This is a genomic window from Streptomyces sp. NPDC044063, from assembly GCF_056434285.1.
In genome coordinates this window covers 638,911-653,494 of sequence record NZ_JBWKFM010000001.1, presented here as the reverse complement: position 1 = coordinate 653,494, position 14,584 = coordinate 638,911, and the positions used below count along the sequence as shown (strand labels likewise).

14 protein-coding genes and 3 pseudogenes are annotated in these 14,584 nt (G+C 67.6%); 9 read left to right on the top strand and 8 right to left on the bottom strand.

The window, feature by feature from the left end:
- Positions 1 to 4: 4 nt before the first annotated feature.
- On the bottom strand, positions 5 to 1,120 hold the full coding sequence (locus AC07BS_RS03040) for a hypothetical protein (RefSeq protein WP_478929738.1): 1,116 nt from the start codon (positions 1,118 to 1,120) through the stop codon (positions 5 to 7).
- A 132-nt stretch (positions 1,121 to 1,252) separates the two neighbouring features.
- Positions 1,253 to 2,776: an NHL domain-containing protein gene (locus AC07BS_RS03035; protein ID WP_478929737.1), complete on the bottom strand. Its 1,524-nt coding sequence runs from the start codon at positions 2,774 to 2,776 to the stop codon at positions 1,253 to 1,255.
- A gap of 186 nt (positions 2,777 to 2,962) precedes the next feature.
- On the opposite strand from AC07BS_RS03035, the gene AC07BS_RS03030 reads away from it, so the two are divergent.
- Entirely contained in the window at positions 2,963 to 3,190 is a 228-nt protein-coding gene (locus AC07BS_RS03030; RefSeq protein WP_478930059.1) for a helix-turn-helix domain-containing protein, read from the top strand.
- 145 nt (positions 3,191 to 3,335) lie between these two features.
- Here AC07BS_RS03030 and AC07BS_RS03025 read toward each other — a convergent pair.
- Positions 3,336 to 4,248 (bottom strand): annotated as a pseudogene (locus AC07BS_RS03025) (IS701 family transposase); the annotation flags it as partial.
- 45 nt (positions 4,249 to 4,293) lie between these two features.
- On the opposite strand from AC07BS_RS03025, the gene AC07BS_RS03020 reads away from it, so the two are divergent.
- Complete coding sequence (locus AC07BS_RS03020; RefSeq protein WP_478929735.1) at positions 4,294 to 5,067, top strand: 2-phosphosulfolactate phosphatase; 774 nt, start codon at positions 4,294 to 4,296, stop codon at positions 5,065 to 5,067.
- Between the two features lie 187 nt (positions 5,068 to 5,254).
- Here the strand turns inward: AC07BS_RS03020 and AC07BS_RS03015 are convergent, their stop codons facing one another.
- Positions 5,255 to 6,706 (bottom strand): amidase, encoded by a 1,452-nt coding sequence (locus AC07BS_RS03015; RefSeq protein WP_478929734.1) that lies wholly within the window; start codon positions 6,704 to 6,706, stop codon positions 5,255 to 5,257.
- A gap of 471 nt (positions 6,707 to 7,177) precedes the next feature.
- Here AC07BS_RS03015 and AC07BS_RS03010 point away from each other — a divergent pair, with 471 nt between their 5' ends.
- Both AC07BS_RS03010 and AC07BS_RS03005 read left to right on the top strand, forming a co-directional pair.
- Positions 7,178 to 7,792 carry a DUF3995 domain-containing protein gene (locus AC07BS_RS03010; protein WP_478929732.1) on the top strand — a complete coding sequence of 205 codons (615 nt, stop codon included), beginning with the start codon at positions 7,178 to 7,180 and terminating at the stop codon, positions 7,790 to 7,792.
- A gap of 43 nt (positions 7,793 to 7,835) precedes the next feature.
- A pseudogene (locus tag AC07BS_RS03005) lies at positions 7,836 to 8,006 on the top strand (IS5/IS1182 family transposase); the annotation flags it as partial.
- 643 nt (positions 8,007 to 8,649) lie between these two features.
- On the opposite strand, the gene AC07BS_RS03000 reads toward AC07BS_RS03005, so the two are convergent.
- Positions 8,650 to 9,018 carry a helix-turn-helix domain-containing protein gene (locus AC07BS_RS03000; RefSeq protein ID WP_478929731.1) on the bottom strand — a complete coding sequence of 123 codons (369 nt, stop codon included), beginning with the start codon at positions 9,016 to 9,018 and terminating at the stop codon, positions 8,650 to 8,652.
- A 61-nt stretch (positions 9,019 to 9,079) separates the two neighbouring features.
- Complete coding sequence (locus AC07BS_RS02995; protein WP_478638152.1) at positions 9,080 to 9,703, bottom strand: histidine phosphatase family protein; 624 nt, start codon at positions 9,701 to 9,703, stop codon at positions 9,080 to 9,082.
- Positions 9,704 to 9,903: 200 nt separating this feature from the next.
- Between AC07BS_RS02995 and AC07BS_RS02990 the strand changes: the two genes are divergently transcribed.
- Together AC07BS_RS02990 and AC07BS_RS02985 are read left to right on the top strand one after the other, a co-directional pair.
- A complete protein-coding gene (locus AC07BS_RS02990; RefSeq protein WP_478638154.1) occupies positions 9,904 to 10,242 on the top strand; it encodes a helix-turn-helix domain-containing protein in 339 nt (112 codons plus the stop codon).
- Positions 10,243 to 10,268: 26 nt separating this feature from the next.
- Entirely contained in the window at positions 10,269 to 10,418 is a 150-nt protein-coding gene (locus AC07BS_RS02985) for a winged helix-turn-helix domain-containing protein (RefSeq protein WP_478929728.1), read from the top strand.
- Between the two features lie 253 nt (positions 10,419 to 10,671).
- On the opposite strand, the gene AC07BS_RS02980 is transcribed toward AC07BS_RS02985, so the two are convergent.
- A complete protein-coding gene (locus tag AC07BS_RS02980; protein WP_478929726.1) occupies positions 10,672 to 12,126 on the bottom strand; it encodes an RNB domain-containing ribonuclease in 1,455 nt (484 codons plus the stop codon).
- 370 nt (positions 12,127 to 12,496) lie between these two features.
- Here AC07BS_RS02980 and AC07BS_RS02975 point away from each other — a divergent pair, with 370 nt between their 5' ends.
- The 3 genes and pseudogenes from AC07BS_RS02975 to AC07BS_RS02965 all read left to right on the top strand — a co-directional run.
- Positions 12,497 to 12,811, top strand: coding sequence for a glycosyltransferase family 4 protein (locus AC07BS_RS02975; RefSeq protein ID WP_478929724.1), 315 nt, complete (start codon positions 12,497 to 12,499; stop codon positions 12,809 to 12,811).
- Positions 12,812 to 13,278: 467 nt separating this feature from the next.
- Entirely contained in the window at positions 13,279 to 13,602 is a 324-nt protein-coding gene (locus AC07BS_RS02970; protein ID WP_478929722.1) for a hypothetical protein, read from the top strand.
- Between the two features lie 231 nt (positions 13,603 to 13,833).
- A pseudogene (locus AC07BS_RS02965) lies at positions 13,834 to 14,019 on the top strand (hypothetical protein); the annotation flags it as partial.
- A gap of 312 nt (positions 14,020 to 14,331) precedes the next feature.
- Here the strand turns inward: AC07BS_RS02965 and rpsR are convergent.
- A complete protein-coding gene (gene rpsR / locus AC07BS_RS02960) occupies positions 14,332 to 14,574 on the bottom strand; it encodes a 30S ribosomal protein S18 (protein WP_478638162.1) in 243 nt (80 codons plus the stop codon).
- Positions 14,575 to 14,584: the final 10 nt, after the last annotated feature.

Here is a 14,584-nt window from a genome sequence, read left to right as displayed (position 1 = left end):
GTCGTCACTCCTCGTCATCCGGTGAAGGGTGCTTGTGCAGCGCTCGGTCGCTGTCGATCAGGCTCTCGCCGTCGAACATCGTGTGGTGCACGTCGAGGGCGGAGACGACCTCGGCCCACCCGTGCATCAGGAAGCCGCCGCCGAACAGATCGATGTCGCTGATGGGACGGGCGACCACCTGGTCGAGACCGGGGTGGTTCCCGGGCTGAGGAGGAGAGAGGACCGCGACCGGCACGTCGTACTTCACCGCGAGAAACCCGGAGAAAGTCACTGGAATCTCGTACCTGTAATGCTTACAGCAACGCCGCTGCGTGACGATGGTCTCCACGCGGGAACCCGGCGGGACCTGGCCGGAGATCTGCGATTTCGAGGCCCAGCTGGTGGTCAGGGAGCCGCCGACGGACGCCGTGATGCCCAGCATCAACTGGGCGGTGAGCGTCGCGGTGCCGGTGGCACTGCCCTGCGTCGTGAAGGCGACCGAGTTCGTCACCGAGTTCGCGGCGGAGTTCGTCGCCGCGTTCCTCGTGGCCGTCTCGGTGGCGTTGGCGTTGTCGACCCCGACGTTGTCCTTGCTGTTCTTGTTGGTCACCGTGTTCGCGTTCTTGTTCGACACCTCGTTCTGGCACTGCGTCTGGAGCTGTGTCTGGAGGTCCATCTTGAGCTGGTTCTGCAGCTGCAACTGGAGCTGTGCGCTGACACTGCCACCGAAGGTGAGCTGGGCCGTCCCTTGGAGCGACCACGTGACCCCGTTCGACACGGTGAAATCGACCGAGTCGGTGAAGGTCATCGAGGACGTCTGGCTGCGGTTGACGTAGGCGCGGCAGGAGAACGTGTCGGGCGGGGGCTGGTCGACGTCGCACCGCTCCTCGATCAGCGGCTCCCCGAGGTTCATGTAGGCGAGCCAGCCCAGTTGGAACGCGGAGCCGGGAAAATCACCGAAGCTCGACTTGTTCACGGAGAACCCGACGGGCTTGTGCCGCACGCCGTAGTCGTCGACGTAGACCAGGTTGGGGTGGTCCAGGATGGACTGCCAGGTCTGCGCGATTTTCAGTTCCCGCAGGTTCTTCTTCGTCAGCGGCTGACGCTTGGTCCGGGCCAGGTTGTACGCGTTGGAAGGCATTCACCGTCCTTGACTGATCCGGTCGGACCGCGCCCGGCGAAAACGAAACAGGCATCTGCGCGCGTTCCGACACATCGAAGTTGTTGCGGGGCTCCATTGCCCGGGAAGGCGTTTCCGTGGACCACTCGTGCGTCACACGGGGAGCAGTTGCCACTGCCGGTCCCGGTGGTCGCCCTCCGCCTGCTGCTGCTTGATCACCGTGCGGGCGTTGGTGTCGACCCGCAGGAGCAGACCGCTGTTCCGGTTCGCGATCTCGTACACCCGCGGGGTGTCGGTCACGGAGCCCACCGGGATCAGCCGCCAGTGCTGGTGGTGCGCGTCAACCCCCTCGTAGGCGCGCTGTGCGACCACCGCCCCGGCGGCCTCCTGCGCTCCGACGACTTCCAGGACCTTGCCGCTGCGCACGTTCTCGATCCTGTACAGGACATCGCCGTTGGCCTGGCCCGCCGCGACCAGCCGCCACCGCTGGTGATCCCTGGCGACGGCGAGCGACTGGTGGATCTCGGCCCCGTCCTTGGTGGACTCACGAACGACCGCCATCCGCAACCTGCTCCGGACGTTGGCCCAGGAGACCACCGTGCCCGAATCGGGCAGCCCGGCCATCCTCGCCGACGCGACCTTCCGAACACGGTTGTTGGCATGGTCGGCGATATAGAGGGTGTCGACGCAGTCCACAGCGAGCCCGAACGGGTAGTTCACCTGGGCGGAAGCAGCCGGGCCACCGTCACCGCCGAAGTTCGCGGCGCCCGTGCCGGCGACCGTACTGATCTTCCCGTCGACCGCGACCTTCCGGACCCGGTGGCCACTGTAGTCGGAGATGTAGAGGTTGCCGGCGCTGTCCACCACCACCCCCACTGGGTTCAGCTGGGCCGAAGTTGCTGGGCCACCGTCACCACTGGAGTTCGCGGCGCCCGTGCCGGCGACCGTACTGATCTTCCCGTCGGCCGCGACCTTCCGGACCCGATTGTTACCGTGGTCGGCGATGTAGAGGGCGCCCGCGCCGTCCACCGCCAGTCCGTGCGGGCCTTTCAGCCAGGCGGCGGTGGCGGGCCCGCCGTCACCGCCGAAGTTCGCGGCGCCCGTGCCGGCGACCGTACTGATCTTCCCGTCGACCGCGACCTTCCGGACCCGATTGTTGGAGTAGTCGGAGATGTAAAGGTTGCCGGCGCTGTCCACCGCCACCCCCGTCGGGAGGTTCAGCCAGGCGGCGGTGGCGGGCCCACCGTCACCGCCGAAGTTCGCGGCGCCCCTACCGGCGACCGTACTGATCTTCCCATCGGCCGCGACCTTCCGGACCCGATGGTTGCCGGCATCGACGATGTAGAGGTTGCCGGCGCTGTCCACCGCCACCTCACGCGGGCAGTTCAGCTGTGCCGAGACGGCAGGTCCACCGTCTCCCCCGGGTCCAGCGGTTCCGGTGCCCGCGACCGTGCTGATCTTCCCGTCAGTCGCGACCTTCCGGACACGGTGGCCACTGTAGTCGGAGATGTAAAGGTTGCCGGCGCTGTCCGCCGCGACCCCGTACGGACGGTTCAACTGGGCCGAGACAGCAGGCCCGTTGTCTCCTTGGGATCCCGCGGCTCCGGTTCCTGCGACTGTACTGATCGGAGGGGCGGAGTGCTCGTCACCGGTGGCTGTTGCCTGGGCAGTGCTCATCGCCATCCCTTCACCATTCACCCGACCGTCAACTACAGACAGTTTCCGGGCGACTCCAGAAAGCCATGATGGCGTAAGGGTGGGCAAGGGTCACTTCTAAGCCATTCCCGTGGAGCGCATGACGAGACATCGAGGCGTCGGCCCAGGTGGGCTGGACGAGGTGATCTGATGCCGATCGCCGTCGACATCGACATCGACATCGACATCGACGTGATGCCGGCCAGGCGGAAGATGTCCGTGGGCGAGCTCGCGGACCGCGTAGGGATCACGCCCGCCAACCTGGCGGTACTCAAGAACGGCCGCGCCAAGGCGGTGCGCTTCGCGACGCTCGCCGCGCTCTGCGAGGTACTCAAGTGCCAGCCGGGCGACCTGCTGCGCTGGGAGGCAGAGGCAGAGGACACCGCGGGCGAATGAACCGTACCGGCCGACACGTCATCGCCGATCCCGCCCGTCTTTGACCAACTCCGCGAGCATCCCAGGGCCGTACCGACGACACCGAGCTGTACTACCGCGTCCTGCTGCACGGCCAGTACGACAAGCGGTGCCGCCGCGAGTTCCCCGCCCACCGGGCGCCGGTGATGCGGATCAGCTGGTCCAGGGTGGTGGTGCGGGTGGGGCAGAGTAGGCGATACAGCAGGAGACCTCGTACGACCGGCTCACGCTGCGGCGGGCGATCACCCAGGGCTGCCGGTCCTCCCGGTGCCAGGGACGGACCTCGACGCGGGCCCAGTCGAAGACACGGGGTCCGTGGGCACCCGTCCCGCACGAGCGTCGCTTCCATTTCTACCGCGGCAGGCCGTGGAACAGATGAACGGGATGGTCCACGGCCCAGCGGGTCACGACCGTGTCATGCCGCATGATGCCCATGACATGGAAGACATCGGCCCGCTCCAGCTCAGTGCGCCAGCTCTTGGAGAAGCCGTAGGCGGCGTCAGCGGTCACCCACTTCAAAACGGGATCCTCTCCTCGATCGCCCGGCGGACCATGGCCTTGGCGATGGCCATCCCGGTGGCGAAGCCGACCTCATCGTCGATACCGGCCTGGTTGCACCGTCCGCGATCACCGGTCCACGACGCCGGGAGATACAACCTGCGGTCGATGAGGGTGCGGCCGCGGTCGATGGCGTACGCGATGAACGCCCCGGCCTGGTAGTTCTCCGTCCGGCCGGCCGTCCCGGAGTACTGACGCTGGACCCCGGCCGAACGATCGCCCTTCTTCAAAAACCCGATGTCGTCCACGATCAGGACCGCCCCCGGATCACCGAGATGCTCCATCACATGGCCCCGCACACCGTCCAGGACCTCGTCCGCGTCCCAGTCGGTCCAGTTCAGCAACCGGCGCATCCGGTCCGGACCGGCATGCCCGGCCTCCTCTGCAAGCGTCCAGCCGTCCTTACGCCCCAGCGGAGCGAGCAGCCCCCGCATATACGCAAGCGTCGGCTCACGCGGCTCCGACCTGGAGAAACGATGCAGGCCGGGCATCCCTCCGGGTGATCCACCGTGCCAGAATTGATCGCCATGAGCGACTGGTTCTTGCAGCAGAAGCACGGCATCCGGTTTGAATGGGGTCCCACCGGAGCCCGGCGGATGGCGGCGGACGCCGCCTGCCTGGTGGTGGTCGACGTACTGTCGTTCACAACTTCGGTGACCGTCGCCGTCGAGGCAGGAACCCAGGTCTTTCCCTATGCCTGGCGTGATGAGACGGCGGCCGCCTTTGCCAAGGACAAGACGGCGGCGCTGGCCGTGGGGCGGCGGGCTGCCACCCCAGCCTCACCGTGGTCGCTGTCTCCGGCGGCCCTCCGGCAGGCCCCCTTCACACCCCGGCTCGTCCTGCCCTCACCCAACGGTTCCGCCATCACCGCGGCGGCCGGCGTTTCGACGGTGGTGGCGGGCTGTCTGCGAAACGCCCCGGCTGTCGGGCGATGGCTGGCCCAGCACGGTTACGGGAGGGCCGAACGTCCCGTCGTGGTGATCGCTGCTGGTGAGCGATGGCCGGACCAAAGCCTGAGGCCGGCGCTGGAGGACTTGTTGGGGGCCGGAGCGATCATCGCCGCACTGGAGTCGCAGGGCGGAGGCCCGCTGTCTCCCGAGGCATCTGCCGCAAGGGCCTGCTTTATGCAGACTCCTGATGTCGTCAGTGCCGTGACTGCCTGTTCCTCGGGCATTGAACTGGCCCGCAGCGGGTTCGCCGACGACGTCGCCATCGCAAGCGAACTCGACACCAGCACGATGGTGCCCGTCCTCACCGACGGAGCCTTCAACCACAACGCCGCGCCCCAGCCGAACCCGTGAAGTCTCGTGCCGCTCGGCACGGGTGTGTCAATTTAACGACTGACCTTGGTTGTTGAGGTGTCAATGGCCGGCGGGGGTCAGACGTCCTTCGAATGCTCTGTCCCGCGTCCGAAAAGCGACTGCGCGCACTCGGAGGATCTCGTCGTGACCCGCACCTCGCCCTCGACGGACACCCAGGGAGTACGCCCTACTTCGGTGCCTGGAAGCCGCCGATCTTCTGCTCAAGCAGTTCGGCCAGCCGCAGCGGGGTGCGGTCCTCGAACATCGGCCCGATGAGCTGCACTCCCACCGGCAGACCCTCGGGCGACCGGCCCGCTGGTACAGCGGTGGCGGGTAGACCGGGCATAGTGGCCAGACCGGCCCAGACGAGCTGGTCGAAGTACGGGTATTCGGCGCCGTCGATGTCGATCCGGCGTTCCCTCGGATCGGGGTTGTGATCGTGCGGGAACGCGGGAGTGGGCGTGATGGGACACACCACGGCGTCGAACTCGGCGAAGAATCGGCGCCAGCCGTGGCGGTGGAGCTCACGACGGCTGTTCGCCTCGATCCAATCGCGGTGGCTGGACACCATGCCGCGCAGCAGCGCCGCATCGAGACTCTGGTCGTCTGCGCTCAGTGCGGCGGCGCGGGTCCGCAGCTGCTCGTACGCTTCGACAGGAAATCGTGCGACGGAGCCCGAAAACAGCAACTGCCTGTAGAGCATCGCGGCTTCGGTCAGATCGGGCAGCAGCGGACTGTGCCATTCGACGCGGGCGCCGCTGTCGACAAGCGCGTCGGCCACTTGGTTCACACCCGCCCGAACGGCGGAACTGGTCGGAATGAGCGGATGCTCGTCGAGGACCAGTACCCGGAAGTCGCGGAGCCGTTCGTGACGCGCGGACGGCAGCGTCAGGTGGTACGCCATACCGAGCGTCAGCGGGTCCGGGCCGGCCATGACGTCGAGCAGGAGCGTGAGGTCGCGAGCGGTGCGCGCCATCGGACCGACGACGGCGAGGTCGTGCTCGACCGGCAGGGCCGGCCCGGGCGGCGGGACCATGCCGCGGGTCGCCGCCAACCCGAGTGTCGGCTTGTGCGCGTAAATGCCGCAGAAATGCGCGGGGGTGCGCAACGAACCGGCGAGGTCGGAGCCGATGGACAGCGCGCCGAATCCGGACGCCAGGGCCGCCGCCGAGCCGCCGGAGGATCCGCCCGACGTACGACGGTGGTCCCACGGGTTGTTGGTGGTGCCGTAGATCTCGTTGAAGCTCTGTATGTCTTGCAGCCCAAAGGGCACATTCGTCTTGCCGAGCACCACCGCGCCGGCGGCCTTGAGCCGTGACACCTGTACCGCGTCCTCGGCCGGCACGAAGTTCCGGTGCGGCGGCATACCCCAGGTCGTGGGCAGCCCCGCAATGTCGAACGACTCCTTGACCGTCACCGGAATGCCCAGCAGGGGCCGGTCCTCACCGCGGGCGCGCGCCTGGTCGGCATCGTGCGCGGCGGCCCGTGCACGGTCGAAGTCCGGCACACAGATCGCGTTGATCGCATCGTCGTCCCGTTCAATAAGGGCGATCGCGTCGTCGGTCAGTTCCGCCGAGGTCACTTCACCGGCACGCAAGGCAGCAGCGAGTTGTTCGGCCGTCGAAAAATTCCACTCCATGAATCGGACCGTATGGGCATGTGGAAGTAGGCACAAAACGCCGCTTCACACAACAGGGTGGATGTCTCAATACTCGTCTTCCTGCCGGCCCTCGACCCGATGGTCGTAGTGCTGGCGGGACTCGTTCGTGCTGCCCACCACGCTCTTCGGCCTGCCCGTCATCGCGCCCTTGGTTCCCTGTGAAGGGAGGCGGGTGACACGGCTTGAGGCGTCAGCAGCCCCGCGAAGGTGGGCGCCGCTGCTTTCCTCGTCGTTCTCCGATGTGCTTCCGAAAAGGAGATCCGCAGCCGACGAGAGACCAGGTCTCCTCCCCTCACGGTGAACGAAGCCCGGAAGATCCGGAACCGCATCGTGCAACACCGAAGACACCCCCACAACAGGCAGAAGTGGTCGATCTGTAGCTCGCATGGGGGAGGCGGATCCTCCGCGCGGATGACACACGGCCGTCGCGGTGCGGACCATGATCGAGTCATGTCAGTCATGCATTCCCTGGACGACACCGCGCCTCCCGTCCCGCTCCAGACAATCCGCCTCCGCCTGGACAAATGGCCTGGATACGCCGCTGCGGCTTGGGGAGCCCTGTTCGCGGTACCCAGTTTCGTCTGGGCGACGGGCAGTACGCTCGGCGCGCGGTCGACGGTGTCGCCGTCGTTGGTGAAACTCGCTCGCGACGGCGTGCCATGGTTCGTGGCCGTCCTGGTGGTGACCGGCTTGCTGAAGCTCTTCGGGGCACTGGTCGGCATCGGCCTGACGCGACCGCGGGGCTCGCGGATCAGCCGATTCGTAGTGTTCTGCGGCGGCGGCGCGGCGACCCTGCTCACGTGGCATGGCGGCCTCTTCGTCATCCACGGCGTGCTGGTCAAGGCCGGGGCCGTCTCTGTTGAGCCGGATCTGGCTGCGCTGACCGGTTGGTACCTCTACCTGTGGGGGCCGTGGTTCATCATCGGTGGGCTGGCCTTCGCCGCGGCCACGGCGCTGCATGTCCGCCAACGCGATGACCAGTGCCGGCTGCGCCTCCACGGCGCTGTGGGCGCACTCGGAGCCCTGGTCCTTTCGCTGGCCTCGACGGCTACCGGAATGGGCTGAGAACTGTCACGCAACCGCTGGTCACGAGCGAGATGATCCCGCAGTGGCTGGTGCGATCACCGCGTCGGAACCGTCCTGGACAACCACGTTCACAGGGCTCAGCCCGCGCCGGTTCCGCAAGCTGGTGACCGCGCTGCGGCGTGAGGAAGCCGACAGGGTCCGCCCGGGCGGCTGCGGCTTCTGCGTGGAGGACCGACCGCAACTCGTCGCGGCTGTGGCGTTGAGTGATAGATGGCCAGCAGTCTTCGCTTCTCCGCACATCAGCCGGCAGGGTGGATCCGTGGTTGGCCAGTTTGTAGCGGGATAGTTGACCGCTCACCATTCGAGTCTTCTCAGGCCACCACGGGGCTCAAGCCGCCGCGGACCCCCGGATCGCACGGTTCATGAGCTCGGTGCGCCGGTCGGGCGGTCCGCATAGTGACGGCGGAGGTGGGCGATCAGGGTGGGCGATCAGGACGACGCGGTGGCGGACGACGCGGTGGCGGAGGAGTGGGACGCCGGCGCGTCCTGCCATGAGGCTTTTTTTGTAGTTTGACGTCGGTGATGCGGCCTTCGTTGACACCGGCGTTGCAGGAGGTGGCGATTCCCTGGGCGACGGCATGCCGGCCTTCGCGCAGGGCTCCGGCAAGGGCGCGGCATCACGGTGGTCGAGCATGGCGGCGAACCGGCGGACAAGCTCGTGGGTGAGCCTGAGTTCTGGGCAGTGCTCGAGGAGCCGGGGGCAGGCGGTGGTTGATGTGCGGGCTGCGGCGGTCCGGTTGAGTGGTGATCCAGCGGGCGGCCTCGTGTGGGGAGGGCGGACGTTCGCGTGGCTGGTCCAGGGGCAAGTTCAACAGGGCCCACCGGAAGGCTGCCCACTATGCGGACCGGCCGACCGGCGCACCGAGCTGATCTCCGGCTACGAAATCTTGCCAGGACCAGCCGAAAGCAATACGCCGACACCTGCACCAGAGCGGCGGCGTCCGCGTCGCCCCGCAGCAGCGATCCGTGGCCTGCTTGGGCCGGCGCCCACGCGCGTAGGCGGCCGCATCGGCGAACGTGGCACGGTAGTGGTCCCGGCCGCCGTTGCGGGCGATCTCGCGGGAGACCGTCGAAGGCGATCTGCCCATCCGCCTGGCCAACTGCCGGGCGGATTTTCCGGCAGCGATGCCGCGGGATATCTCTTCGCGCTCGCTTCCGGTCAGATGCCGTTCAGCGGTGATGCGCCGACCGCTTGAGCTCACCATCGTTTGACCGCATGATCAGATGCTTCCCCCTATGGATCAACGCCCATCTCACCTACGGGCCTCAGACGTGGAGCTCCTGCGGGAAGCCGGTCCAGCGGAGCTCGGCGGGGAGGTGGCCGGTGTCATTGAACAGGAGGACCGCCGGGGGGCGGCCGGGTGCGTAGCGGATGACGGTGAGGGCCGCGTTGGCATGGTTGATGCCCATCCAGCGCCACTTCGGTGCGTCGAGGGCGGCTCGGACGAGCCAACCGACGAGGAAGTTGTGGGTGACGACGAGTTCGTGGCGCGGCTCGTCGCCGGGGACAGGTCCGGTGAACTGCGCGAACGCCGCCGCCGCGAGCCGGGGTCCGTCCTCGCGCTCCTGGGCCGGGAACTGGTCCAGGAACCCGAGCATGGCGTCAGCCGTCTCGGGCGGCAGCTCCTCACGTGCCGGCAGGTACGGGATGTAGTCGCCGGCCGCAGCGGAGAGCTGAAGGGGGACGCCGTCGAGCTGTTCGCCGACCAGCCGGGCGGTCTGTTCGGCACGGGCGAGTGGTCCGTGGTGGATCGCCGCCAGCGGAATCCCACGGAGCCGCTCCCCCAGCAGGGCGGCCTGGCGGCGGCCCGCATCCGTCAGTTCGCTCTCGTCCGGGGATGCCTCGCCGTGGCGGGTGAGATAGAGATAGCGGGCGGCCGTACCGGTCATGGGTGAGCCCTCCAGTGCAGTTGATCTTGCGGGCTGATGGAGGGACGCCGACACGCGCGGACTGGTTCCACGAGGGGTGAAGTCGGGCATCATGCCGGATCAGCGCGTCGCCAGGTTTGGACGACGGGTCCTAAAGCGGTCTTGGTGATGTGTGATGTGTGATGTGGTTTGGTTTTCTGTGATGCTGGGAGGGGGTTGGCATGGCGGGACCGTTGTGGGTGGAGCTCTCCTCGAAGCAAGAAGCCGAGCTGGTGCGGCGGTTAAGGGTCCGGGACCTGACGCTGAACGAGCGCAGGCGGCTGGAGTGTGTGCGTCTGTCGGCGCAGGGCTGGACGGCAGCTGAGATCGACTCGATCACCGACCGGCATGTCGTCACCGTGCGCAAGGCACTGCACCGGTTTCTCAATGGTGGCCTGCCGGCCTTGGCGGATGCACCGCGTGCGGGGCGTCCGCCACGCTGGACGTACGAGGACCTGGACGCGCTGGAAGGAATGCTGGATGTCTCCGCGGCAGAGGGGGTCACCTGCTGCCGGCACTGACCAAGTGGTTGCGGCGTGAGCGTGATGTGGACCTCGACTCCTCGCGGCTGTCAGTCCTGCTGCACCGCGACGGCTTCCGCTGGAAACGTACCCGCGACAGCCTCCGACACAAGGCCGACCCGGACCTCCATGCTGCCGTGTGGGAACGGCTGGAGGGCCTGCGGCACTGCGGCTGAGGGCCGAAGCGGGTACGGAAGACCTGTCCTACCTGGACGAATCCGGGTTCTCCCGGACCCCCTGCTCTACCTCCCTCCCAGGTCCTCTGAGGAGCTGAACCGCATCGAATGCGTGTGGCGCTCGGTCAAATACCAGGACATGCCCGTCCGCTCCTACACCAGCACCCAGGAACTCCACACCGTCGTCGACTACGCGATGACACGACGAGCCACGGCCCTGACAACCACAGCCGACTTACTCAAGACCGCTTGGCTAGGGCACGGTGAAGAGGACCTTGTCCCCGTCCGCGGAGGGGTCCGCCCGTTTGAGCGTGGCCCTGACGCTGGATCCGAGCTGGAGGTCCAGGCCGTTGGTCGACTCGACCTTGGCCAGCACGGCGGGGTCGGCCAGGAACACCTTGCCCTCGCGCGGCTTGCCCCGCTCGGCGTCGGTGTCGACAACCGCGGCGTCGAACACCTCGCCCACGCGGTGCATGAGCACCGCGGCCTCGGCCAGGTCCACGGTCTGCCGGTCCGCCAGGCCGCTCTTTCCCCGTGCCGTGTCGCACGGGATGCAGTACAGGGCGTCGAGCACCCAGCTCGGCGGGGCCTTGTCCGAGCACGCCGCCACGCACAGCTCACCGGTGTACCGATCGACCAGGCGCCGCAGCGGAGCCGTGCAATGGGTGTACGGGGCCGCGATCGCCGCGTGCATGGTGTACGCCGGCTTCTGGTTGTCGCGGAAGACGGTGTACTCCGCCTTGAGCATCGTGCTGGTGGCCTCGCTGAGGAAGGCCATGTGGGTCTGCTGGTCGGGATCGAGCTTGCGGGCCAGCGTCGCGTACGAGATACCGGGCCGCCAGACGATTCCCAGGGCCTTCGCGATGTCGTGCAGGCGCTTGATCACGTTCTGATCGGCCTGCTCCTTCTGGGTCCGCAGGATCCCGGTACCGGTGTCGAGCATGATCTGGGCCGCGGACATGCCGGTCATGAGGGAGACCTGCTCGTTCCAGCCCTCCACCGGAAGCGTCGCCACATAACTCAGCCGGAACGATCCGTCTTCGGGGGTGACCTCCTGGTCCGGCAGGTTCACCGAGATGCCGCCGCGCGCGATCTCGACGGCCTCCCGCAGCTTGCCGATCTCACGCAGCAGGGCGAGGGACTCCTCAGCCGTGCCGTTCTCGATGGCCTGCTGGGCGGCCGCGTAGTCGTACTGGGTCTGGCTGCGGACCATGGCCCGGCTCACGGACGAGTCGGTCAGGTTGCCGTAGGCGTCGAGGTCGTGCTGCCACAGCAGGGCGGGTCGGTCCTGGTTCGGCAGCAGGCTGGCCGCGCCCTCGGAGAGGACGGGTGGGTGCAGGGGCACCTTGAGGTCGGGGAAGTACAGCGTCTCGATCCGGTCGTGCGCCTCGACGTCCAGCGGGCTGCCGGGCCTGACGAACGCCGCCACGTCCGCGATCGCGTAGTACACGCGGTAGCCGCCGCCGGGCCGCCGCTCCAGGTGCATGGCCTGGTCGAGGTCCTTCGAGGTCGGCGGGTCGATCGTGAAGAACGGCAGGTGCCTGGCGTCCTTGTCGGGCAGGTTCGGCTCGGCCGCGGCCTTGTCGGCCGCTTTGAGTACGCGCTTGGGGAAGGCAAGGGGGACCTTCAGTTCCGTCCGAAGTTCCACCAGCGCGGTACGCAGGGTGTCCAGAGCCTCGTCAGACATGTGCATCGGGCGGCGTCTCATGCCCCGAGCGTAGGGCGGCGGTCACGGACCGGCTCGGTGAGCGGGTCAGGGTGGGGGAGGCGGATTACGGAGAAGCACCTGATCACGATGATCCACCCGCTACCCTGCCGGCCAACTATCGCGCTCAGTCACAGCGAGCACCTCCGGGAGGCCATCCGGTCGGGTGAGCGTGGGCCTCAACCGATGCGGCGCTGCCGCGCGGCTTCCACGTGGCGTACGTAGGATATGGCGCCGGGGCCACAGGTGGTGCCGCGTTGACCGAGCCGGGTGGGATACGGGCACGGCAGGCGTCCGCCGCTGGGTACGTGGGGACATCGCTGCCCCGGCCGACCAGTTCCACGCTCTCGCACCCGCCGTACGCCGCTCGCGGGTGACCCCCCGCTATATCAGCTGGCTGCGCCGACTTCAGCTGTGGCGCGCCTTCGCAGGTCACGACGTGCTGGTCATGCCGTCGACCACGCTCGAGGCCATGAGCCTGGTCGCCCTCGAAGCACAAGCCTGTGGTCTGCCCGTCCTCTGCCGGCCCGTCCCGGGCCTGACCCAGGCCCTGGACGGCTCCGCAACGGCGACCGACTTCACCCGCCCCGCGGTCCTGGTCCGTGACATCGAGCGCCTGCGTACCACCGACGGCCTCCTGGCAGCCCTGGCGAGCGGGAGGGGGCGAACGCGCCCTGCTATCGGCTGAGCGCCAACGCCGTGGCGCTGACCGAGCTCGGTCACCGGATCGGCTGCCCCGACCGCCACGTTCTCCGCCCCGGCCGCATGCTCTTACTACGCTGACGGCCGGGGCCCCACACCGCGAAAATCGGGGATGTTCATGGACGACCACACCGAGGAGGTCACCCAGCTCGTCGCGGACGGCGCCCGCTAGGACGTCTACCCCAGCGCCGCGTGGGCGATGCCACCGGCACCACCGCTTCAGGCACCGCCGGCTTCCTCGGCCCCGACCGGCCCCAGGAGGCGATGCGTGTGGACAGCATCTTCGCCGCGCTTACGTCGTAGCTCCTATACACCGAGAGTTGCGTGACTTATTCACCCTTTCGGGTGACCTTAAATCAAGTCATTCCAAAATGACCCCATTCGAGGGAATCCTTTCCTTGGGACGTCGACTCGTTGAGAATCGGCGCCCGAGCAGGAAGGGGGACCTCTCTCATGCCCGCACTCGCCCGCCTGATCAGGATCGGCCTGGCATCCGGCACTGCAGCAACGCTGATCACTGGCCTTGCCACCAGCGCGCAGGCCGCCACGGGAACAATCCGGTACTTCGACGTCAACCAACGGGAGTTCCGGATCGACAGCCCGCCGGACAACGTCTGCATCAACCTCCAGGCCCGGGCAGATGAGATCGTCAACGAGACGAACAAGACGGTGCGCATCTACCTCAACGCGGACTGCGTCACCCGCGTCACGGACGTGCCCCCTGACGGGGCACGGTCCCACATCGGGGGCCCTCGATCGGTTCGGGTCCTCCCCTGATCAGGCGATAGGAGCCGGCCTTCCGGCGCATCACCGAGCAGAGGCCGCCCCTGACTTCCCGAACCTCAGCCGACGCACGGTAGTTGTCACATAGGCAGGTTTGTGGTCACTGAGCCTGGACGTCGACGGCTCCACGACAGCGCCGCCGGGCCGACGACATCCCGACCGCTGTGGCTGGGACGGCGACGGTTCGGGCTCCCCCAGCGGTGAGGTCATCGGGACAACGTACCGCTCATCCTCTCCGTCGACGGCGGAGCGAACAAAGGACCGGCGGGAGGCACCTGGTGGCACACCTTCCACTCCCAGTACTCGGAACTTCGCGCTGCCGGCTTCTCGCCGGCCGGTCGCACCCTGGCAGTCGCCACCAGCAGCGACCTCGCCCTCTGGACTCGCCCAGAACGCCCCATCCAGGGCTGAGCGCGCCTACCGGCTGATGGCGGGGGCGACGTCGGCGAAGAGCCCACCTGGCACTACGGCTATCCCGGCGTCCTGGCTCTCATCGTCGTCATCCGTTCCGTGGTCCACCACGCCCTGTGTCGGAACAAGTGGCGCTGACCAGCCACCTGTCGTGAGCCGGAGGAGTGGAATCCTGATGGTTCCGTTCCTCGCCGCGATCATCACCAACGCCCGCCCGACCACCTTTCCGCCGTGGCGTCTGCCGTGCGATCGCCGCCACGAACGTGTGGGCGGTTCTGCGCGCCCGCAGCATCGCGATGGGCACATTCGTTCCTATCGGGAGCCGTAAGGGATCAGGGCCATCTCCCGGGCGTTCTTGATGGCTCGGGCGATCTGCCGCTGCTGCCGGCTCGTCACATGGGTGACACGGCCGCTGCGGATCTTGCCGCGGTCGGAAATGAACTTCCGCAGCAGGTCGGTGTCCTTGTAGTCGACATACGTGATGCCCGCGGCCTCCAGAGGGTTGGAGCGGTTGCGCTTGGCCGGCTTGCGCCGGGGATTGATGCGAGGGGACATGGTGGGGGTC

Coding starts and splice junctions, on each gene's coding strand:
- AC07BS_RS03040 (WP_478929738.1), bottom strand. CDS start 1,120: ATGCCTTCCAACGCGTACAACCTGGCCCGGACCAAGCGTCAGCCGCTG.
- AC07BS_RS03035 (WP_478929737.1), bottom strand. CDS start 2,776: ATGAGCACTGCCCAGGCAACAGCCACCGGTGACGAGCACTCCGCCCCT.
- AC07BS_RS03020 (WP_478929735.1), top strand. CDS start 4,294: ATGAGCGACTGGTTCTTGCAGCAGAAGCACGGCATCCGGTTTGAATGG.
- AC07BS_RS03015 (WP_478929734.1), bottom strand. CDS start 6,706: ATGGAGTGGAATTTTTCGACGGCCGAACAACTCGCTGCTGCCTTGCGT.
- AC07BS_RS03010 (WP_478929732.1), top strand. CDS start 7,178: ATGTCAGTCATGCATTCCCTGGACGACACCGCGCCTCCCGTCCCGCTC.
- AC07BS_RS03000 (WP_478929731.1), bottom strand. CDS start 9,018: ATGGTGAGCTCAAGCGGTCGGCGCATCACCGCTGAACGGCATCTGACC.
- AC07BS_RS02995 (WP_478638152.1), bottom strand. CDS start 9,703: ATGACCGGTACGGCCGCCCGCTATCTCTATCTCACCCGCCACGGCGAG.
- AC07BS_RS02990 (WP_478638154.1), top strand. CDS start 9,904: ATGGCGGGACCGTTGTGGGTGGAGCTCTCCTCGAAGCAAGAAGCCGAG.
- AC07BS_RS02980 (WP_478929726.1), bottom strand. CDS start 12,126: ATGAGACGCCGCCCGATGCACATGTCTGACGAGGCTCTGGACACCCTG.
- AC07BS_RS02970 (WP_478929722.1), top strand. CDS start 13,279: ATGCCCGCACTCGCCCGCCTGATCAGGATCGGCCTGGCATCCGGCACT.
- rpsR (WP_478638162.1), bottom strand. CDS start 14,574: ATGTCCCCTCGCATCAATCCCCGGCGCAAGCCGGCCAAGCGCAACCGC.